The organism is Microbacterium foliorum, assembly GCF_006385575.1.
GTDB classification, from domain to species: domain Bacteria; phylum Actinomycetota; class Actinomycetes; order Actinomycetales; family Microbacteriaceae; genus Microbacterium; species Microbacterium foliorum_B.
Genome location: NZ_CP041040.1, coordinates 39,261 through 58,111 on the forward strand (window position 1 = coordinate 39,261; position 18,851 = coordinate 58,111).

An 18,851-nucleotide genomic window follows, 5' to 3' on the forward strand; every position below is an offset into this window, starting at 1 on the left:
GCGGTCAGAACCCCTCCGGCTCGCGAGGCGTATATGCGCTGGTGAGCGCTTCGAGCTCGGCGGGTTCGAGGTGGATGCTGACGGCCGCGACGGCATCCTCGATGTGACCCACCTTCGTGGCGCCGACGATCGGCGCCGTGACCGCGTTCTGCTGAGCGACCCACGCGAGAGCGATCTGCGCGCGGGAGACTCCTCGCGCCTCGGCGACGCGAGCGACCGCCTCGACGATGGCGCGGTTCGACTCCTCCTCGCGGCGATACAGCGTCGCTCCGAAGGCATCCGTCGCGGTGCGCGCCGTCTTCTCGTCCCAGTCGCGTGTGAGCCTGCCGCGCGCGAGCGGCGACCAGGGCAGCACCCCGACTCCGGAATCGAGGCAGAACGGGTGCATCTCGCGCTCCTCCTCGCGCTGCAGCAGGTTGTACTGGTCCTGCATCGACACGAACGGCGTCCATCCGTTCTGCGCCGCAACGTGCTGAGCCTTCGCGAACTGCCATGCCCACATCGACGACGCACCGATATATCGGGCCTTGCCGGAGCGGACGACGTCGTGCAGAGCCTGCATCGTCTCCTCGATCGGCGTCTGCGGATCCCATCGATGGATCTGGTAGAGGTCGACGTGGTCGGTGCCGAGGCGCCGCAGGCTCGCGTCGACGCCCGACAGGATGTGTGCGCGACTGAGCCCGGCCTGGTTCGCACCCGGTCCCATGCGCCCGTGCACCTTGGTCGCGATCACGACCTCATCGCGGCTGGCGAAGTCGGCCAGCGCTCGACCGACGAACTCCTCGCTCGTGCCGTCGGAGTAGACGTCAGCGGTGTCGAAGGTCGTGATCCCGGCTTCGAGCGCTTGCCTGATCAGCGGACGGCTGGCCTCTTCGTCAAGCGACCACCCGTGCGCGCCGCGATCGGGGGCGCCGAAGCTCATGCATCCGAGCACGACCCTCGAGATCCGCAGTCCTGAGTGACCGAGCCTCACGCTGTTCTCTGTGTCGAGCATTCGAATACTCCCTCGTGTCGTGTCTGCGACCGATGCTCTCACGGTACGGAGCAGTCAGGCGCTTCCGTCAGCTGAATCTGAACAGCACGAGCACGAGTGCGAACCAGATCGCCTGCCCGAGGAACGGCACCCAGAGCACGAGGAGCACCGCGAACCCGCCCTTGACCAGATCGCCTCGCTTGACGAACGCCGCCATGCCCATGGCGACGGCCAGCAGAGCTGACGCGATGGCCGGAACCTCGAGGGGGAGCCGCTGGATACTCTTCAGAATCCCCGGAAACAGAGTCGAGAGGGCGGTGGCTGCGGCAGTCAGCCCGATCACCAGGATGATGACCTCTGCAGTGATCTCGATGCGCTTGTCTCGGCGCTCAGTCACCGTCATCTCAGTGTCCACGGTGGCGAGCCTAGAGACGGATGCTGGGAGCTGACGGCGACGCTCTCGGCGATGCTGTCGCTCGGCGCGCGATCATCGCCACGGCGGCTCGGCCTGGCCGGACTCCCGACTCCGGTTGAGATCGATGCGCACGTCGATGGTGTGCTGCGCGCCTTCGGCCTGTCCGGCTGACCCTGACCCTGACCAGACGGGCGGAATCCTCCCCGCCCAGAGGTCGGCTGTCAACCGCCCTGCGCTCGCCGCGGATCAGGCGGATCATGATGACTCGGACGAATCAGAGGAGGGCATCATGTCGAACATCGACGCATTCGCCAACAGCTTCCCGCCGAACATGCCGGGGGTTCCCCCGGTCGACCACTTCGTCGACGAAACGTTCCCCACCGACACCTCGCAGCCTGAGACGCAGGGCGAAGAACCGCTCGACGCCGAGCTCGGCGAGGACGGACAGGGCGATCTCGCCCCGGAGGATGAAGGCACATCGCACAGCGGCGACGCACCGACCGATCTGCGGGACGGCACAGAGTGAGCCACGGCCAGGAGTCTGGCCGGGATGTGAGCGGCGCAGAACCCTCAGAAGAGGGGATCGCGGCGCTCATCGACGATCGGAATGCCGATGACCCTGACCAGATCGGGGAGATTCCCGCCGGCAACGCCGGGGCGGACTCCGGCGGGTCGGGCCCGGTGCGGGTCGATCCGTCATCGGAGTCATCCGTGCAGGACGAGTCGGTCCACAACGACGAGCCGGGTGTCGGTACGCGCCGCTCGGGTGACGCAGGGGACTGAGGGGACTCGGGCCGTCGGGAGGCTGAGGCAGCCGCGCCGTCGGGAGGAGAACTGCGCTTCGGGCGGAGGGAATCCGAGGATTCATCCTCCCCAGGCGCAGTTCTCCTCCCGAGGCGCAGTGCCGGTGCTGCGCGCAGCCTCCCCAGGGCCGCCCAGGAGGGACCGGATCAGCGCCGCGCGACCCGTCGGGCGATCGCGCCGAGCGCGCGGTCGATGATGACGAACACGTAGCCGACGGCGACGAGGGCGATCGTGAGGGCGATGATCCACTGCGTGACGCCGGCGATCCCGAGCGCGTCGACGTCCATGAAGGGGTACGGATACGTCTGTCCGGGCGTGAACTCTCCGCCGAGCGCTCCGTAGGCGAATGCCCACGTCAGGTACGCATAGGGGATGAGCGTCCACAGCGGCGGGTCGACCCAACGGAACGACCCCTTCGGCACGAAGACCAGCCAGTCGATGATCACCAGCACCGGCGTGATGATGTGGATCAGGTTGTCGGTGAGCGAGAAGATCTCGGCGTCGCCGTCGGCGAACCTCGTGGGCACGAGCACGATCAGATAGATCAGCATCGTGACGGTGATCGCGAACATCACCGCTCCGCTGCCCCGGGCGCTGGGCGTCGAGGTGCCGAGCGGGCCGCTCTGACGCAGGTCTCGGACGGTGCGGACGATGAGGAGCAGCGCCCAGGCGAGGCAGATCAGATTGCTGACCATCGTGTAGAACAGCACGGTCGTCCATGACGGATCGCCGGTCAGGAGGTTGGCGTGCCGGATGACACCGGTGAGGATGACCGCCAGCGTGATGAGTCGGTAGACGAGAGCGACCGGTCGGGAGTTCACCGCGGCGTGCGAGAACAGCGATCCGCGCGCGGGCTCTGAGTCGGGTAGGCCGGAAGCCGTGGACGGAGAGATGACGGCTTTGGACATCCTTCGAGGCTACGCGTTCTCGGGCGGCGCCAACGCCGAATCAGCGCCGCACCGGGTCGGAATCGCCGTCGAGGAATCGCTCGAGATCGCGCAGGGTCGGGGCGGCCTCCCAGTCTCCGGGAACCAGGCACGCCATCGCGCCGCACGCGTTCGCTCGCCGGAGGACCGCGTCGATGTTCTGCCCGTCGAGCAGAGCACTGAGATAGCCGGCGACGAAGGCGTCACCCGCCCCCACGGTGTCGACCGGGTCGATCGTGAATCCCGGCGCGCCGTTCACGGAACCGGCCGCGTAGACCGACGCTCCGTCGGGCCCCTGCTTCAGCACGGTCGTCGCACACCCGGCATCCTGCAGTCGTGCAGCAGCCTCGACCGGTGAGGTCCCCGGATACAGGATGGCGAACTCCTCGGCGCCGCCGAAGACGACATCGGCGCGTTCGGCGATATCGCGCAGCACCGGGCCCGCGACTCTGGGTGAGGCGAGCGCCGAGCGGTAGTTGATGTCGAAGCTCACCATGGTGCCGGCCGACCGCGCCCTGTCGATCGCAGCATGCACGGCGGCCCTGGCCGTCTCGGACAGTAGGGGCGTGATGCCGGTGAGGTGCAGCAGGGAAGCGTCTTCGACCCATCCGTCCGGCAGGTCCTCGGGCCGCAGCCTGGATCCGGCCGACCCCGCGCGGTAATAGTGCACGGCGGTGGATGCCGCAGAGGGGCGCTCCTTCACCATCAGGCCGGTCGCGGCATCCGGGTCGACGATCGCTCGCACATCGACGCCGTCTCCGCGGATCTCCCGCGTGACGCGCTCGCCGAGGGAGTCGTCGCCCACGCGTCCGAGCCACGATGTCGGGATGCCGAGCCGGGCGAGACCGATCGCGACGTTGCTCTCGGCGCCGCCGATGCCGAACGCCAGAGAGTTCGCGTGCCGCAGCGAGCCGATCTCGGTCGTGCGCACGAGCGCCATGGTCTCGCCGAGAGTGACGACCGACGGCGACGGCGAGGTCACGCGGAGTCCCGGGCGCACACCTCGACGAACGCGGCTGCCCGCTCGCGCAGTGCGGCGGGATCGCCGTCGTTGAACGCGTCACCGAGCAGCGGTCCGCCCACGCTCACCGCGACCGCACCGGCACGCAGCCAGGCCTCGGCTCCCGCGAGATCGACGCCGCCGGAGGGCACCGCGACGAGATCGGGGAAGGGGCCGCGCAGGTCTTTGAGGTACGAGGGACCCGCCTGGCCGGCCGGGAACACCTTGACCGCCGACGCGCCCGCAGACCACGAGGCGAACAGCTCGGTCGGCGTGAGTCCGCCCGGAACGATCGGCACACCGGCATCCGTCGCCTGGGTGACGAAGTCGGTCGACGTGATCGGCGTGACGATGTAGGCAGCACCCACCTCGATGGCCCGTGCCAGGTCGTCGGTGTTCGTGACGGTGCCGATGCCGAGGTCGATCGCGTCACCGAACCGCGCGAGCAGCTGGGGGAAGTGCTCGAAGGTGCCGGGAGTGGTCAGCGTGAGCTCGACACTGCGGATGCCGGCGTCGACGAGCACGTCGAGTACGGCGTCGTAGTCCTCGGCACGCGTCGCGCGCGCGACGACGATCAGGCGGGAGTCGACCGTGCGCTGAGGCAGGGCGACCCGGCGGACCTCACCAGTCATGACCTCACCAGTCATGGACGGTCCCGTCGAGCAGGCGGTTCACCGGCAGATAGGCCTTGGTGTACTCGTGGCCGGCTGCGGCATCCTCGTCGAGGTCGACACCGAGTCCGGGCTTGTCACCGGGGTGCAGGAAGCCCTTGTCGAACGTGAAGGAGGTCTGGAACACCTCGAGCGTCTGCTCGTTGTGCGGCATGTACTCCTGGATGCCGAAGTTGTGGATCGCGAGGTCGAGGTGCAGGGCGGCGGCCATGCCGACCGGCGAGATGTCGGTCGGACCGTGGATGCCTGACTTGATGCCGTAGATCGCGGCGAAGTCGAGCAGCTTCTTCATGGCCGTGATGCCACCGGTGTGGGTGACCGCCGAGCGCACGTAGTCGATCAGACGCTCGGTGATGAGGGTCTGGTAGTCGAAGACCGAGTTGAAGACCTCGCCGATCGCGAGCGGCGTCGTGGAGTGCTGGCGCACCAGGCGCAGCGCGGTCTGGTCTTCACCCGGGGTGCAGTCCTCGAGCCAGAAGAGGTCGTAGGGCTCGATGTCCTTCGCGAAGCGTGCGGCCTCGATCGGCGACATCCGGTGGTGTCCGTCGTGCAGGATGCGCAGGTCGGTGCCGAAGTCCTCGCGGATCTGCGAGAAGACCCCGGGCATGTGGGTGAGGTAGTTGCGGGTGTCCCACGTCTCCTCGCTCGGGCGGTCGCCCGAGCGCTTGGCGGGCTCGTAGTCGTAGCGCACGCCGGGCCCGGCGTTCGAGACGCCGTAGATCTGGCCGAGGCCGGGCACGCCGGTCTGCACGCGCACGGCGGTGTAGCCGAGCTCTTCGTAGCCGGTGATCGCATTCTTGAGCGCCGCGTAGTCGGTGCCGGAGGCGTGCGCGTAGACGCGGACTCCCTCACGGCTGGCGCCGCCGAGCAGCTGGTACAGCGGCATCCCGGCCTTCTTGGCCTTGATGTCCCACAGGGCCATGTCGACCGCGGCGATCGCCGCCATGGTCACAGGGCCGCGACGCCAGTACGGGCCGCGGTAAAGGTACTGCCAGGTGTCTTCGATGCGATCCTCGTCGCGGCCGATGAGCATCGAGGCGACGTGGTCGGAGAGGTACGAGGCGACCGCGAGCTCGCGTCCGTTGAGCGTCGCGTCGCCCAGGCCGACGATGCCGTCGGAGGTCGTGATCTTGAGCGTGACGAAGTTGCGTCCGGGGCTGGTGATGTTGACGTCGACGATCTCGATGGTCATGTCGTTCTCCTGAAGATGCGGGGCGAGGTGCGGGGTGCGGACGTTCGGGCGTCCGCACCCCTGGTCGTGATGAGCGGCTGGGTCAGATCGCGTCGCGCGGGTCCGTCAGGTCGCGACCGGCGACCTCAGGCATCCAGATCGAGGCGATGAGGGCGCTCAGGGTGAAGATGAAGAGCATGATGATGATCGGGATGAACGAGCCGGTGACGGCCGACACCCACGCGGCGGCGATGACAGGACCCGCGCCGGTCGCGATGATGGCGGCGATCTCGCGTGCCATGGCCGTGAACGTGTAGCGGTTGCGGGAGCCGAAGAGCTCGGGCAGCGTGAGGTTCTCGAGCGACGCGAAGCTCATCACCGCGAGGTTGTGCAGCACGACGTAGCCGATGAAGACCTGCACCGTGACACCGCTGCTGATCATGAGCATCGTCGGGACGATGATGATGAGCGCGACGATCGACCAGATCATGTACATGCGCTTGCGGCCGAAGCGGTCGCCGAGCCAGCCCGACAGTGGCACGGTGATGAACGCGACGAGCGACGAGACGATCACGGCGTTGACGCCGATCGAGCGGTCGAGCAGTAGCACGACGGTGATGTAGCTGATGAGGTAGGTCTGGATCATGCCCGAGTTGCCGGCCTGGCCGAATCGCAGCAGGAGGGCGATCGAGAACGCCTTCCAGGGCTTGCGGTTCATCGCCTCGAGCGTGCGGATGTCGTTGGTCTCGGTGGCGAGCTGGATCGTCTCCTCACGCGAGAGGGCCTTGCCGTCGACGACGTCATCGCGCTCTTCGAAGACCGGGGTCTCCTTGAGGTTGAAACGCACCCAGATCGCGAAGAGCATGATGATCGCGCTGCCGATGAACGGGATGCGCCATGCCCAGTCGATGACCTCCTGCTCGCTGTAGGCGACGAGGAGGATCGCCCAGATGCCCGAGGCGAGCAGGGTTCCGCAGTTGGTGCCGAGCGCGACGAGCGAGGCGATGATGCCCCGGCGCTTGGCCGGTGCGTACTCGGCGAGCATGACACCCGCGCCCGAGATCTCGGCTCCCGCGCCGAAGCCCTGCGCGATGCGCAGCAGCACGAGGAGGATCGGCGCGAGCACGCCCACCTGGTTGTACGTCGGCAGGAAGCCGATCAGGGTGGTCGCGAGACCCATCAGGAGGATCGTGTAGAACAGCACCTTCGTGCGGCCGGTCTTGTCACCGAGACGCGCGAAGAAGAATGCGCCGACCGGGCGGGCGACGTAGCCGACGCCGTAGGTGGCCATCGCGGCGACCACGGCGACCGCCGGGTTCTCGGAGGAGAAGAACAGATCGGCGAAGACCAATGCGGCTGCCAGCGAGTAGAGCTGGTAGTCCATGAACTCCAGCGCCGTGCCGAGCCATCCGGATATGGCCGCGCGCACGAGGTCTTTGACCGACCTCTTCTCGGCGGGATCGGCGGCCGTGGCCGTCGTCTGCGGTTCTGACATGGGAGGTACTCCTTCGGACCAGGAACAGGGTGGGGTGTCGGGTGTCGGGTGTCGCTAGAGGGAGAGCAGGACCTTCGCCGAGGCGGACGAGTCGCGAGCGAGGTCGAAGGCCTGGACGGCATCGGATGCCGGGAGGACGTGGGAGATGACGGAGTCGAGGGCGTCGGACTCGGCCAGCAGGGCGACCGCGTCGTCGATCTCGGTGGAGAAGCGGAAGGCGCCGCGGATCGTGAGCTCCTTGGCGAGCATCGGCGCGAGGTTCACTCCGATGTCGGCGTTCGGGAGCATTCCGACCTGCACGATCGTGCCGGCGCGGCGAGCGGCGCGGACAGCTGAGGAGAGCGCGACTCCGACGCCCGAGCATTCGAAGACGATGTCGTACGACTCGTTCTCGATCGTGTCGCGGCCGACGAGCGACACCTCGGTCGCGCCGAGGGCCTTCGCCCGCTCGAGGGGCTCTTCGCGCACATCGCTGGCGCCGATCACCGACGCTCCAGCCTTGACCGCAGCGGCCACGACGAGGAGGCCGATGGGTCCGGCGCCGATCACGAGCACCCGCTTGCCGGTGAAGTCGCCGGCGAGGTTCACGGCGTGGATGGCGACGGCCAGCGGCTCGGCGAGGGCTGCGCGCTCGAGGGGCAGCGAGGCCGGGAGCACTCGGATCATCTGCTCTTCGACGATCAGCATCTCGGATGCTCCGCCCTGACGGTGCGGATTCGCCGCGGCGCTGCCGAAGTAGTCGCCGCCGGGGCGCAGGTGCGGGCGGTCTTCGAGACCGGGCACCTCAGGGCCGTAGCGTGCGGGGTGCACGGTGACGGGGGTGCCCGGCGCGAGGCGACCGGACGGGTCGAGGTCGACGACACCCGACAGCTCATGACCGGGGGTCAGCGGCTCCTGGATCGTGTACTCGCCGTTGGCGCCGTGGAAGTAGTAGTGCAGGTCGGATCCGCAGATGCCGACGTAGTTCACGCGAAGGCGCACCTCGCCGTCGTCGGGGGTCGGAACCTCGCGGTCCTCCCAGCGGATGTCTTCTTTGCCGTGGATGGCGAGAGCCTTCATGGCTGCATCTCCTCTGCCCTGGTGAGTGCTGATGTGCTTGTCTGGGATGCCGAGACGGCATCCCAGATAGCGGCATTGACGCCGCGTCGCTGGATGGTGTCGACGAGTTCGCCGACGCGGGCGATGAACGCATCCTGCGATCCGAGTTCATCACCGAACAGGTGCAGCTCGGCGATCACGCGCTGCGCGAGCTCCCGACCGTTGCGGGCGGTGGCCGCGTATCCGGCCAGTCGTTCGCGGGCGCCGTCGGTCATCGCGGCGGCGTGCGGGCCGGGGTCGAAGCCCGGCAGGGGCGCGATGCATGACAGGTATCCGGCGACGGTCAGAGCGATCAGGTGCGGCATCTCGCCGTTGCGGAGGGCGAGCAGCGCGGGCTCAGGGATGCGCTGACGCAGCTTGACCGAGCCGTCGGTGCCGACCTGGCTCGTGCGGTGGCCGAGGGCGCTGTTGGCCCAGCGCTCGAACAGCTCGCTCTCGTAGGCGCGGATGTCGACACCGGACGGCACCTCGATCGAGGGCTCGTACTCGTCGCGCAGCACAGCACGAGCCGCGCTCTCGATGCCGTCGAGTCCGATCGCCTCGGGAATCGTGCCGACTCCGCTGAGAGCGCCGAGGTAGGCGATGAGCGAGTGCGTGCCGTTGAGCAGCCGCACCTTCATCTGCTCGTAGCGTGCGACCTCGTCGGTGAAGACCGCGCCGCCGGCTTCCCAGGCGGGGCGGCCGCCGGCGAAACGGTCTTCGATCGCCCACATCGTGAAGGGCTCTGCCGGCACGGGGATGTCGTCGGTGGCGCCGAGCAGCGCGCTCACGCGGGTGCGCAGCTCGGCCGTGGTCGACGGCACGATGCGGTCGACCATGCTCGAGGGGAACGATACGGAGCGATCGAGGAAGGCCAGCGCGTCGCTGCCTTCGGAGCCGGGCAGCTCGTGCAGGAACTCGCGCACCAGCTTCTCGGTGTGCTTGCCGTTGGCCGACAGGTTGTCGCAGCTGAGGATCGAGATCGGGGCCCCGCCTGCGGCAGCGCGGGCCTGCAGCCCGCGGGCGAGCTGGCCGATCGTCGAGCGGGCGGCGCCGCCACGCAGGTCGGCGCGCACCGTGTCGTCGTCGAGATCGAGGCGCTGGGTGGCGGGGGAGTAGCTGTAGCCGTTCTCGGTGACGGTGAGGGTCACGATGCGGATGCCGGGGTCGGCGATCTGCGCGATCACGCGCTCGGGCTGCTCGGCGCCGACGAACGCATCGGTGTGCACGCCGGGGATGGTGAGCGAGGTGCTGCCGGGCGAGATGGTCGCGACCGAGTAGAGCATGTCCTGCGCGTGCATCGCGTCGACGATCGAGCGCGAGCGGGATGCGACGCCGATGATGCCCCAGTCGCCGCCTGCGGACTGGAGTGCCGCCGCGGTGTAGACCGCCTGGTGCGCGCGGTGGAAGCTGCCGAGTCCGAGGTGCAGGATGCCTGCGTCGGTCGGGGCGACAAGGGGGGAGGCTGTCGCAGAGGTCGTGCGGCGCAGGGCCGGTGCTGGGATGCTCACGCGGTGGCTCCTTCGCTCGGGGCCGCGCACCGCTGAGGGTGATCGGCGTTGATCGTCATGCAAATCAGTGTGCAGTGTTTGTACAAACTTGTCAACCTGTTTTACATCGGGGTCGAGGATCGTAGGATTGCAGCGTGGGTGGGAGGTGAAGATGGCAGCGACGCTGACAGACGTGGCGCGCCGTGCTGGAGTGTCCATCGCGACCGCCTCCCGCGCGTTCGGAGAGCCGGATCGTCTCGCGCCGAACACCCTCGGTCGCGTGCTCGAAGCCGCGGGTGAACTCGGCTACGCGACCTCGCAGTCCGCCACCGCGACCCGCACCTTCGGGGTCGTCGTGCCCGACGTCTCGAACCCTGTCTACGCGACCCTGCTCAAGGCGATCCAGGGGCAGGCCTGGCATGGCCGCCACCGCATCGTGCTGTTCGACGCCGATGAGGATCTGCGTCGCGAGCGCGAGCAGATCGAGCAGGCACGCAAGCTCGACGGGATGCTGTTGTGCAGCCCTCGCCTGCCCGACGCCGACGTGCTCGAGCTGGTCGGCGACACGCCCTACGTCGTGGTCAACCGCCAGATCGACGGCGCCCCCTGCGTGCTGATGGACACCGAGCACGGGCCTGCTCAGGCGATCGAGCACCTCGCCGCACTCGGGCACACGCACATCGCCTACGCCGCCGGCCCGCGCGGATCGTGGGCCGACGTCCGTCGGGCCGACACCGTCGCCCGCGCGTGCGAGCGCCACGGCATCCGCCTGACCGGACTCAGCCACCACGCCGCATCCATCCAGGGTGGCCGCGCGGCCGCCGCCCCGGCCGCGGCGAGCGGTGCCACGGCCGTTATCGCCTACAACGACCTCGTCGCCCTCGGACTCGAGGCTGGACTGCTCGAGCTCGGCAAGCGCTGCCCCGCAGACATCAGCATCGTGGGCATCGACGACATCGACCTGGCCGGCGCGGTCACGCCCGCGCTCACGACGGTGCGGATGCCGATCGAACGCAGCGGTGCGCTCGCCGTGGATCTGCTGCTGCAGGCTATGAGCGGCACGGCGATCGACGACGTCGTGACGCTGGGTTCGCAGCTGATCGTGCGCGCCTCGACCGCTGCTCCTGCCGCCTGAACCCGGCTGTTCCGATGCTCGCTCAACGACCGGGGGTGAGGCCGCTTCGCGTCCGAGGGCGGCTTGGCCGTTGATGACGAGAGCGAGGAACAGGTGCTCGATGTCTGCGGTGCGGAGCCCGAGTCGGGATGCTTCTTCCATCGCGGCGAGAGACAGAGACTGGCTCGTCTGAGCGACGCGAAGACGGGTTGGGCCCTAAGGCCGCCAGTAGACGGACCCATCGCTTTCACGGGCGAAAACTCCGTGCACGATGAGGTAACGGCGAAGCGTGGGGATATCGGTGGTGTACCGTTCCAAGCGCGCGTTTAGCTCGGGTTCTCCTACGAGTTCCCCCGCTTTGATCGTCTGTTCGCCAATCTTCTGAAGAAGCTCAGTCCGGTCGCTCCCACGCCGAGGATACTGAGCGATACGCCCATCCGCGTCGATCCAGCGCGCCATTGGATCGGCCGTTCGGTCACTCGACTCGGCCAGGGTGGCGAGCACTGCTTTGATCTCAGCGGGACGAAGTGTCAGAGCCTTGCCGCTGCGTGCAACGAGGCCGCTGCGAACCAGGGCGTCCACAGCCTTCCGTTGCCGGGCGAGTGAAAGCTCATCCGTAGGCCTGCCGTGCAGCACGATGTGTGCGAACACCCGCGCCACCTCGTTGTTCGCAAGACACGCAAGCATCGCCCGTGCATCACTCATGATTTCTCCACCATGACAGATCGACGGCGCGATGGCCGCATTTGTCCCACTGCGACGAGGAGGATGCATACCCCATAGAGCATGATCGAACACGTGATTGCCCATTCGGCGCCCCAGCGATCACCTATGACCATCGTGATCGGAGCGACAACTGCGACGATGAGCGAATCCGCCATGGAAACCAACGATTCCGAGGTCGCACGGTAGTCGTTGCCGATGCGTTCGTGGAAGAGCCCGGCCACGACGATGGTCTGCAGAATTTGCAAGCCGATGTGAATCAGGAAGGACGCCACGATGAGCGCGGGCTGGTCGAGGAAAGCAAAAAGAAGCGTCGCGACGGCGTTAAAGGTTGCAAGGAGTATCACGCGACTTGCTGAGACTTTGATGAACCGAAGGAAGAAGGGCGCAACGATCGACGTGACATTCATCACGAAGAAGCCAATGAAGACGAATCCGAGTGACACCATGTCGAATTTTACCTGCCACAGCAGGAACGGGGCGACAGCACACGCGTTCGTGACGATGTATATGAGGGTGTACGGGCCCTTGACGACGCCGATCGAATCGTTCAGGTACTGCTTCCAAGGTATTCGTTCCACATGGGTGTCGACGTCCCTGAATGAGAACACCGTGACTGTCGCCAACGTGTAGAGCCCGATGGCACCGAGCCAAATGAACTCCGGCTTGATCTCAAACAACCAGAGACCAAGCAGTCCGGCCAGGATCGCGGCAGCCCCTGCGAGATATTCGAGGCGTCCGAACGTGCGCGAGATAGACGTCGCGTCTGCCTTTGGGATCTGATTGATGATCAAGGCGGTGCTTGTCCCACTCAACGCAGCCACGGCGATCCCGGCGAGCACCTGCGCCGTGATCAGGAGTTCGGGCGATAGGTTCAGGAAGAACAGCGAGAATGCGGCGATTCGGACGAAGTTGCCGATCTGGAGGGCGGCTTTGTTCGAGTACCGGTCGAAGAGCACGGCGAACGGCAGTTCCGTCACTGCGACGGCGATGCTGAAGGCGGAGGTCATCAGGCCAACGAAGGCGAGCGAGTAACCGAGCGTCTGAAAATAGACGACATCGACGACGGTGAAGCAAGCGACGCCGGCGGCGCTGAGTATGTAGAACGCGTAGATTCTGGTCATTTCTCACATGAAGGTCGGCCCCGCGTACGCGACGCGGGGAGCAGGAGCTGATGGTAGGGACCTGGCAAATTCTGCGAGTCTGTCCGACGAGGTGAAGTACGTCGCGTCGGTGAGGCACATTCCTGAGGCGAGGACGCGTACCACAGCAAAGCTGGGGGAGTCCGCGATCACGACCCGATAGAGCGTGATCGACTCTCGCGTGAGGACCTCGATCAGTGAAGAAAGCGCGAAGCGGGCTTCAGTGCGCGGCGCTGTTCCGGACGGCAGTGCGGCTTCCGCAGAATCCTGAAAGAAGTTCGGCAGCAGATCCATCGCCTCGCCGGTAAACCAGATGTGTCGCATATCTCCGTCGACCGGATCGACTTCGATCGCGAGACTCAACGAGTGCAGGATCTGCAGGCACTCGACGAATGCACGGAGGGAGGCCTGTTCCGTGTCCTCGGCTGCGCCGATACCTCGAGCGGTTCGAGTCTCGTAGTCGTCATCGGCAACGTAAGTGACGTGCACGACCGGGACGTCGAACGGATTAGGAAGCGCGTGGAACGTGAACCGTCCCGGTATGCTCTGTATGGCGTCTGCGACATAGGGGTGGAGGGCACCGATCGGGAGAGCCGCCAAGCTCTGACCCGTCCGAGCGAAGTACCAGAATGCGTCACGTTCGATCAGCTCCAACAGCGCCTGCAGTGTCGCGTCCTCGACGTTCGCTCCAGTCGCTACTCCAGTCGTAGTTGTGACAGTAAACCGTGACGCGGTGGAATCCCGTGGCATGTACGGGCAGAAGGCGAGATTCGCCGGCACAAACACATCATTACGAAGTGTGAGATTCTCGCCGAGCACCCACTCGACGGCGCGTTCAGGCGAATATGCCTCGATCCCTGCAGTCGTGTCGTTGGCTGGATAGCCGAACTCGAGGATTGGATCGATCGCCGCCGCGAGCTCGCGTTCGATTCCGACGACCACACGCGTGTGGAAAGGGTCGGCCGCGAAGTACCGTTCAAGCCCCTCGCCGAGAAAGCTCGCGAGCGCTTGATCGGTATTCAATCCCTTACCACCCGCGACCTCGCATTCGCTCAGGTTGGTCGAGGTTCGGATGAGCCCTTCGATCAGCGTCGCATACGGTTCATCGCCGCCGTTATAGGGATTGCTGACGATGCTGACGAAGCCGATCGCCGCTCGATTCGCAGCAACGAAATCAGCTGCGGGAGCAGCTCGACGACCTCCCGTATCAGCTGACTCGGTTCCATGTGTTTGGATCCTCACAGCCGGGAAAGCAGTCGCGTAGTCCGTCAGCTGACGAGGCGCATCACGGCATTCCATGCAGTCGGGTACAGGAAAGCACACTGACCAACACTGTGGTCCGTAGATGTCATTTACGGCGGTGGGGATCCCGTGCCGATCAAGCATGCGGAAGATCAGCTCGATCGCTTCATCCTCAAGCAGATCCGGACGATCAAAGTCTGCATAGTGTTGCTCGAGCAACTGCAGCGACGATCCCAAGCACGCGCGACATCCCCACGTGCGCCCCGCAACAATCGGTGCCCAGACGGAACCCGTTTCACCCTGGAAACAGGCGACGACCAAAGAAGAGTCTCGGGGGAATCGTGCAGGGGAGCTCGGGTCTAGACCGAGTTCTGAGCAGATCTCTTGGTAGATGGCTTCCATCGTTTGCTACTTCTCCAGACGGCGGGGCCGGCCCCATGGCCAGCCCCGCCTCTTGCTACCTCACGGGCGGGGCCCGTACTTGCTCTTGCCCTGACGTCCAACAAAGACGCGACGGCGCTTCGGTGCGATAAGCATCAATTCCCCCTTTCGCTCAACACGTGGAGTCGTGAAAATCACGGCCCACCTATCAAGATCCGCGCTATCGCAAAGCGTGACGCTGAAGAATGTAGACTTTCGTCTAGATTTTGCTCGCCCCCAGAAAGCTGGGAGCTAGGGCAGAATGCCATGGTCGGCGCGGAGCCCGATGAGTTGCTGGATAAGAACGTCTTCGGCGACTGGATCGAGGTGCTTATCGGTGCCTTCGAGGGATCTGCAGGAAGGCCCTACCGACGTACTCAGCGGTGTCTTGGCGCGTACTGAATCCTTGGGTGCAGACTCTTCCGACGAGAGCTGTCGCGAAGCGCCGGATCTCAGCGGAGGATGCCCTTCTCGCGCGCGACCGAGACCGCGGCGGTGCGTGAGCTGACGTCGAGCTTCGAGAAGATGTGCGCGAGGTGCGACTTCACGGTCGTCTCGCTGACGAAGAGCTCGTCAGCCACCTCGCTGTTCGATCGCCCGGCGGCGACGAGTTCGAGCACCTCGATCTCGCGGCTGCTGAGGCTGACGCGCGGCGCGCGCATGCGATCGAGCAGGCGGGAGGCAATCACCGGCGCAAGCGCGCTCTCTCCGGCGGCCGCCGCGCGCACGGCGGCGGTCAGCTCGTGCGGTGGGGCGTCTTTCAGCAGATAGCCGCTCGCACCGGCCTCGACGGCGCCGAGGATGTCGGCATCCGAGTCGTAGTTGGTGAGCACGAGCACATAGGGCGGAGCCTCGAGCGCACGGATGCGTCGCGTCGCGTCCACACCCGTGGAGGGGGACTGGGAACCGAACTGCAGATCCATCAGCACCACGTCGGGATTCTCGCGCTCGGCGCAGGCGACGGCCTCCTCCGGTGTGCCTGCCTCGGCGACCACTTCGAGATCCGCTTCGAGACTGAACAGGGCGGTGAGGCCGGCGCGGACGATGGGGTGATCGTCGGCGATGACGAGCCGGATCATGCGAACTCCGTCAGCGGGAGGTCGACCGTGAGTGTCGTTCCTCGTCCCGATGCGGCGTCGATCTCGAGCCGTCCGCCCAGCTGCTGCACTCGCTCGGCGGTCGCGCGCAGGCCGAAGGAGTCGGACTTCTCGGCGGCACCCGGTGGAGGGCGCTCGGCATCGAATCCTTCTCCGTCATCCTCGACGGTGAAGCAGAGGCGGTCTCCCTCGATGCTGATGGTGACCGTCGCGGTCGTCGCATGGGCGTGCTGGAGGACGTTGGCGATGGCCCCCTGCGTGATGCGCAGCAGCGCCGTCTGCAGATGCATGGGCAGGACGACAGTGTCGGACACCCGCACCTGCACGTCGAGTCCCTGCGTCGCCCACTGCGTGCGGGCCAGCCGCCGCAGCGCCCCGCCGAGCGTCTGATCGTCGAGCTGGGGAGGCGTCAGCTCGCGGATGAACCGCCGCGCCTCGACGAGGTTCGCGGCGGCCGTCTCACGCGCGAGCCGGATGTGCTCGATCCCCGGGCGCGTATCGTCGGCGCGTTCCGCGGCATGCAGCAGCATCTGGATGCTGGAGAGTCCCTGCGCGAGCGTGTCGTGGATCTCGCGGGCGAGCCGGGCGCGTTCTGCGAGAACACCCGATTCGTGCTCGCGCGCGGCCAGCTGTCCGCGGGTCGCGAGCAGCTCACTGACCAGGGCCTCGCGCTGCTGGGCCTCCCTCGCCAGAGCCTGGTAGCCGAGGCCGATCAGGAGCGCCACGCCGGCGCCGACGAACGGGCCGACGACTCCGCCGACGCTCCACCCGCCGTGGATGCCAAGTGCGCACACCGCGACGATCGTCGACGCGAGTATCGCGGCCGAACCCACCCAGCACCCCAGCAGGTGGAGGAACAGGAAGAACAGAGGGAAGACGAGGTAGGCGGCATCGGCGCTCACCCAGAGCAGGCCCAGCCACTCCGCCGAGAGCAGGGCCAACCAGATCAGGGACATCAGCCGTCGTGCGTGCGAGAGGCGAGTGAGCAGCAGCCCCGACGCGTACGTGACGCCGACGATCAGCGCCAGGACCACCGCCGGGGCGCTCGACTCCGACGGGTCGAGCACGGCACGGACGATGACCAGCCCGGTCAGGGCGAAGAAGAGAACGTGGAGGCCCGTCCGCAGACCCACGAACACCGGGGTCAGAGCGGTATGCGCCATGGCTCGAACTCTACGCCGCCGCGCCGGGCGCGGCATCGTCCGAAAGGACGATCGAGGCGTACTCATCCTGGGCGGGGAATGCTCTCCGAGTGGCCGATGACCACGACGGCGCCGACGACGAGAGTGGAATGGTCGCCGCATCGGAGACAGGAAAGGCAACCGTCATGTTCGTCGCGTTACGCGATCTTCGCTTCGCCAAGGGTCGATTCACCCTCATCGGCTCCGTCGTCGCCCTCATCACCCTTCTCGTGGGATTCCTGAGCGGACTGACGGGGGGCCTCGCCATCCAGAACGTCTCGGGCGTGCTCGCGCTTCCCGCAGACCGCATCGTGTTCTCCGCCCCCGAAGGAGGAGACGGAGCGGCCAGCTTCGCGGACTCCACGATCACCGAGCAGCAGGCGAACGACTGGGCGGCGACCGCCGACGTGACCGACGCGCGCCCTCTCGGCATCAGCCAGACCCGCGCCGAGACCGACGACACCCGCGCCGCGATCGCGGTGTTCGGTGTCGAGCCCGGTTTCGACGCCGGTGCGCCCTCCGGCGACGGTCAGCTGCGTCTGTCGGTGCCCGCTGCGGAGGCGCTCGCCGTGAAGGTCGGAGATCAGATCGAGATCGCCGGCGTCTCCTACGACGTCGAGACGGTCGAGGGCGACGCGTGGTACAGCCATACTCCCGTCGTGCAGATGACCCTGCACGACTGGCAGGCGTACTCGGCATCCACGGGAAACCCCGATGCCTACGCCACGGTCCTCGCCGTCATGGGTGCCCCCGACTGGGATGCCGCGGATGCCGCGAACGACACGATCTCTGAGACGACCCTCGGATCGCTGACGGCGCTGAGCGCCTTCCGTTCCGAGATCGGTTCTCTCCTGCTCATGGTGGCCATGCTGTTCGGCATCTCGGGACTCGTCATCGGTGCCTTCTTCACCGTGTGGACCATGCAGCGCAAAGGCGATGTCGCCGTCCTCAAGGCGCTCGGCGCGAGCACGCGATCCCTGATCCGCGACGCCTTGGGTCAGGCGCTGATCGTCCTGCTGGTGGGCATCGGCATCGGTCTGGGGCTGGTCACGGTGCTCGGCCTGGTCGCAGGCACCGCCCTTCCGTTCCTGCTGAGCCCTGTCACGACGATCCTTCCGGGCGGCATCATGATCGCCCTCGGCCTCGCAGGCGCCGCCTTCGCCCTGCGATCCGTCACCTCCGCCGACCCCCTCACCGCACTCGGGAGCAACCGATGATCCGCCTGAACGACATCACCCTGACCTTCCCCGACGGTGAGTCCCGCGTGACCGCCGTGGACGGCGTCTCCCTCACCGCCCACCCCGGGACCGTCACCGGCATCACCGGCCCCAGCGGCTCCGGCAAGTCCAGTCTGCTCGCCGCCGCCGGCACCCTGCTGCGGCCGGATTCCGGCGAGATCCTCATCGATGGGAGCGACGTCACAGCGCTCAGCCCGGCCGAGGCGACGCGTCTGCGGCGGGAGCGGATCGGGATCGTCTTCCAACAACCCAACCTCATCTCCTCCTTGACTGCCCGTGAGCAGCTGAGCGTCATGAACGAGCTCGGTGCCGCGCACAGCCGACGCAATCGCGCCAAGGCGGCCGCCCGTGCGGATGAGCTGCTCGCCGCGGTCGGCCTCGCCGAGCACGGTCACAAGAGGCCGCACCAGCTTTCCGGCGGCCAGCGTCAGCGCATCAACATCGCTCGCGCCCTGATGAACGATCCGAGCGTGCTCCTGGTCGACGAGCCGACCAGTGCCCTCGATCAGGAACGCGGCGCCGCCATCATCGATCTCATCCTGCGGCTCACCGATGAACTGAACACCTCGACGCTGCTCGTCACCCACGACCTCGTGCACCTCCCGCGCATGCACGGGGTGCTGCACCTCGTGGACGGTCGTGTCGTCGACAACGCCGTCGCGAGGCGCTGAG

The 18,851-nt window shown here is 66.8% G+C and carries 19 protein-coding genes; 5 read left to right on the plus strand and 14 right to left on the minus strand.

What is annotated here, in order from left to right; genetic code table 11:
• Positions 1–4 precede the first annotated feature (4 nt).
• Positions 5–994 (minus strand): aldo/keto reductase, encoded by a 990-nt coding sequence (locus FIV50_RS00220; RefSeq protein WP_140035670.1) that lies wholly within the window; start codon positions 992–994, stop codon positions 5–7.
• A 67-nt stretch (positions 995–1,061) separates the two neighbouring features.
• Positions 1,062–1,388, minus strand: a complete 327-nt coding sequence (locus FIV50_RS00225; RefSeq protein ID WP_140035671.1) for a hypothetical protein — start codon at positions 1,386–1,388, stop codon at positions 1,062–1,064.
• 289 nt (positions 1,389–1,677) lie between these two features.
• Between FIV50_RS00225 and FIV50_RS00230 the strand changes: the two genes are divergently transcribed.
• Both FIV50_RS00230 and FIV50_RS00235 read left to right on the plus strand, forming a co-directional pair.
• The gene (locus FIV50_RS00230) at positions 1,678–1,914 is read left to right on the plus strand and encodes a hypothetical protein (protein ID WP_140035672.1); all 237 of its coding nucleotides are present in this window, start codon (positions 1,678–1,680) and stop codon (positions 1,912–1,914) included.
• A 26-nt stretch (positions 1,915–1,940) separates the two neighbouring features.
• Entirely contained in the window at positions 1,941–2,171 is a 231-nt protein-coding gene (locus tag FIV50_RS00235) for a hypothetical protein (RefSeq protein WP_140035673.1), read from the plus strand.
• A 167-nt stretch (positions 2,172–2,338) separates the two neighbouring features.
• Here FIV50_RS00235 and FIV50_RS00240 read toward each other — a convergent pair whose 3' ends face one another.
• The 7 genes from FIV50_RS00240 to FIV50_RS00270 form a co-directional block, all read right to left on the minus strand.
• A complete protein-coding gene (locus FIV50_RS00240) occupies positions 2,339–3,100 on the minus strand; it encodes a Pr6Pr family membrane protein (protein ID WP_140035674.1) in 762 nt (253 codons plus the stop codon).
• A gap of 40 nt (positions 3,101–3,140) precedes the next feature.
• A complete protein-coding gene (locus tag FIV50_RS00245) occupies positions 3,141–4,100 on the minus strand; it encodes a sugar kinase (RefSeq protein WP_258184341.1) in 960 nt (319 codons plus the stop codon).
• Positions 4,097–4,750, minus strand: a complete 654-nt coding sequence (locus FIV50_RS00250) for a bifunctional 4-hydroxy-2-oxoglutarate aldolase/2-dehydro-3-deoxy-phosphogluconate aldolase (protein ID WP_140035675.1) — start codon at positions 4,748–4,750, stop codon at positions 4,097–4,099. Before FIV50_RS00250 ends, FIV50_RS00245 begins: the two co-directional genes overlap by 4 nt.
• Before the next feature lie 4 nt (positions 4,751–4,754).
• A complete protein-coding gene (gene manD / locus FIV50_RS00255) occupies positions 4,755–5,981 on the minus strand; it encodes a D-mannonate dehydratase ManD (protein ID WP_140035676.1) in 1,227 nt (408 codons plus the stop codon).
• Between the two features lie 82 nt (positions 5,982–6,063).
• On the minus strand, positions 6,064–7,455 hold the full coding sequence (locus FIV50_RS00260) for an MFS transporter (RefSeq protein WP_140035677.1): 1,392 nt from the start codon (positions 7,453–7,455) through the stop codon (positions 6,064–6,066).
• Positions 7,456–7,509: 54 nt separating this feature from the next.
• Positions 7,510–8,514: an L-idonate 5-dehydrogenase gene (locus FIV50_RS00265; protein ID WP_140035678.1), complete on the minus strand. Its 1,005-nt coding sequence runs from the start codon at positions 8,512–8,514 to the stop codon at positions 7,510–7,512.
• On the minus strand, positions 8,511–10,043 hold the full coding sequence (locus FIV50_RS00270; protein ID WP_258184342.1) for a mannitol dehydrogenase family protein: 1,533 nt from the start codon (positions 10,041–10,043) through the stop codon (positions 8,511–8,513). Before FIV50_RS00270 ends, FIV50_RS00265 begins: the two co-directional genes overlap by 4 nt.
• Before the next feature lie 151 nt (positions 10,044–10,194).
• Here FIV50_RS00270 and FIV50_RS00275 point away from each other — a divergent pair, with 151 nt between their 5' ends.
• Entirely contained in the window at positions 10,195–11,157 is a 963-nt protein-coding gene (locus FIV50_RS00275; RefSeq protein ID WP_140035680.1) for a LacI family DNA-binding transcriptional regulator, read from the plus strand.
• A gap of 195 nt (positions 11,158–11,352) precedes the next feature.
• On the opposite strand, the gene FIV50_RS00280 is transcribed toward FIV50_RS00275, so the two are convergent.
• From FIV50_RS00280 to FIV50_RS00300, 5 genes are all read right to left on the minus strand, one after another.
• Entirely contained in the window at positions 11,353–11,841 is a 489-nt protein-coding gene (locus FIV50_RS00280; RefSeq protein ID WP_181164275.1) for a DUF2087 domain-containing protein, read from the minus strand.
• Entirely contained in the window at positions 11,838–12,983 is a 1,146-nt protein-coding gene (locus tag FIV50_RS00285) for an MFS transporter (RefSeq protein ID WP_140035682.1), read from the minus strand. Before FIV50_RS00285 ends, FIV50_RS00280 begins: the two co-directional genes overlap by 4 nt.
• A gap of 3 nt (positions 12,984–12,986) precedes the next feature.
• Positions 12,987–14,645: a YcaO-like family protein gene (locus FIV50_RS00290; RefSeq protein ID WP_140035683.1), complete on the minus strand. Its 1,659-nt coding sequence runs from the start codon at positions 14,643–14,645 to the stop codon at positions 12,987–12,989.
• A 470-nt stretch (positions 14,646–15,115) separates the two neighbouring features.
• Positions 15,116–15,742: a response regulator transcription factor gene (locus FIV50_RS00295; protein WP_140035684.1), complete on the minus strand. Its 627-nt coding sequence runs from the start codon at positions 15,740–15,742 to the stop codon at positions 15,116–15,118.
• Entirely contained in the window at positions 15,739–16,923 is a 1,185-nt protein-coding gene (locus FIV50_RS00300; protein WP_140035685.1) for a sensor histidine kinase, read from the minus strand. The genes FIV50_RS00295 and FIV50_RS00300 overlap by 4 nt, the downstream gene beginning before the upstream one ends.
• A 164-nt stretch (positions 16,924–17,087) precedes the next feature.
• On the opposite strand from FIV50_RS00300, the gene FIV50_RS00305 reads away from it, so the two are divergent.
• Positions 17,088–18,158 carry an FtsX-like permease family protein gene (locus FIV50_RS00305; protein ID WP_140038550.1) on the plus strand — a complete coding sequence of 357 codons (1,071 nt, stop codon included), beginning with the start codon at positions 17,088–17,090 and terminating at the stop codon, positions 18,156–18,158.
• A complete protein-coding gene (locus tag FIV50_RS00310; RefSeq protein WP_140035686.1) occupies positions 18,155–18,850 on the plus strand; it encodes an ABC transporter ATP-binding protein in 696 nt (231 codons plus the stop codon). Before FIV50_RS00305 ends, FIV50_RS00310 begins: the two co-directional genes overlap by 4 nt.
• Position 18,851: the final 1 nt, after the last annotated feature.

Bases quoted from the DNA above. Each gene is read 5' to 3' on its own strand.
- FIV50_RS00220 (WP_140035670.1), bottom strand. From the start codon at position 994: ATGCTCGACACAGAGAACAGCGTGAGGCTCGGTCACTCAGGACTGCGG.
- FIV50_RS00230 (WP_140035672.1), top strand. From the start codon at position 1,678: ATGTCGAACATCGACGCATTCGCCAACAGCTTCCCGCCGAACATGCCG.
- FIV50_RS00240 (WP_140035674.1), bottom strand. From the start codon at position 3,100: ATGTCCAAAGCCGTCATCTCTCCGTCCACGGCTTCCGGCCTACCCGAC.
- FIV50_RS00250 (WP_140035675.1), bottom strand. From the start codon at position 4,750: ATGACTGGTGAGGTCCGCCGGGTCGCCCTGCCTCAGCGCACGGTCGAC.
- manD (WP_140035676.1), bottom strand. From the start codon at position 5,981: ATGACCATCGAGATCGTCGACGTCAACATCACCAGCCCCGGACGCAAC.
- FIV50_RS00260 (WP_140035677.1), bottom strand. From the start codon at position 7,455: ATGTCAGAACCGCAGACGACGGCCACGGCCGCCGATCCCGCCGAGAAG.
- FIV50_RS00265 (WP_140035678.1), bottom strand. From the start codon at position 8,514: ATGAAGGCTCTCGCCATCCACGGCAAAGAAGACATCCGCTGGGAGGAC.
- FIV50_RS00275 (WP_140035680.1), top strand. From the start codon at position 10,195: ATGGCAGCGACGCTGACAGACGTGGCGCGCCGTGCTGGAGTGTCCATC.
- FIV50_RS00280 (WP_181164275.1), bottom strand. From the start codon at position 11,841: ATGAGTGATGCACGGGCGATGCTTGCGTGTCTTGCGAACAACGAGGTG.
- FIV50_RS00285 (WP_140035682.1), bottom strand. From the start codon at position 12,983: ATGACCAGAATCTACGCGTTCTACATACTCAGCGCCGCCGGCGTCGCT.
- FIV50_RS00290 (WP_140035683.1), bottom strand. From the start codon at position 14,645: ATGGAAGCCATCTACCAAGAGATCTGCTCAGAACTCGGTCTAGACCCG.
- FIV50_RS00295 (WP_140035684.1), bottom strand. From the start codon at position 15,742: ATGATCCGGCTCGTCATCGCCGACGATCACCCCATCGTCCGCGCCGGC.
- FIV50_RS00300 (WP_140035685.1), bottom strand. From the start codon at position 16,923: ATGGCGCATACCGCTCTGACCCCGGTGTTCGTGGGTCTGCGGACGGGC.
- FIV50_RS00305 (WP_140038550.1), top strand. From the start codon at position 17,088: ATGTTCGTCGCGTTACGCGATCTTCGCTTCGCCAAGGGTCGATTCACC.
- FIV50_RS00310 (WP_140035686.1), top strand. From the start codon at position 18,155: ATGATCCGCCTGAACGACATCACCCTGACCTTCCCCGACGGTGAGTCC.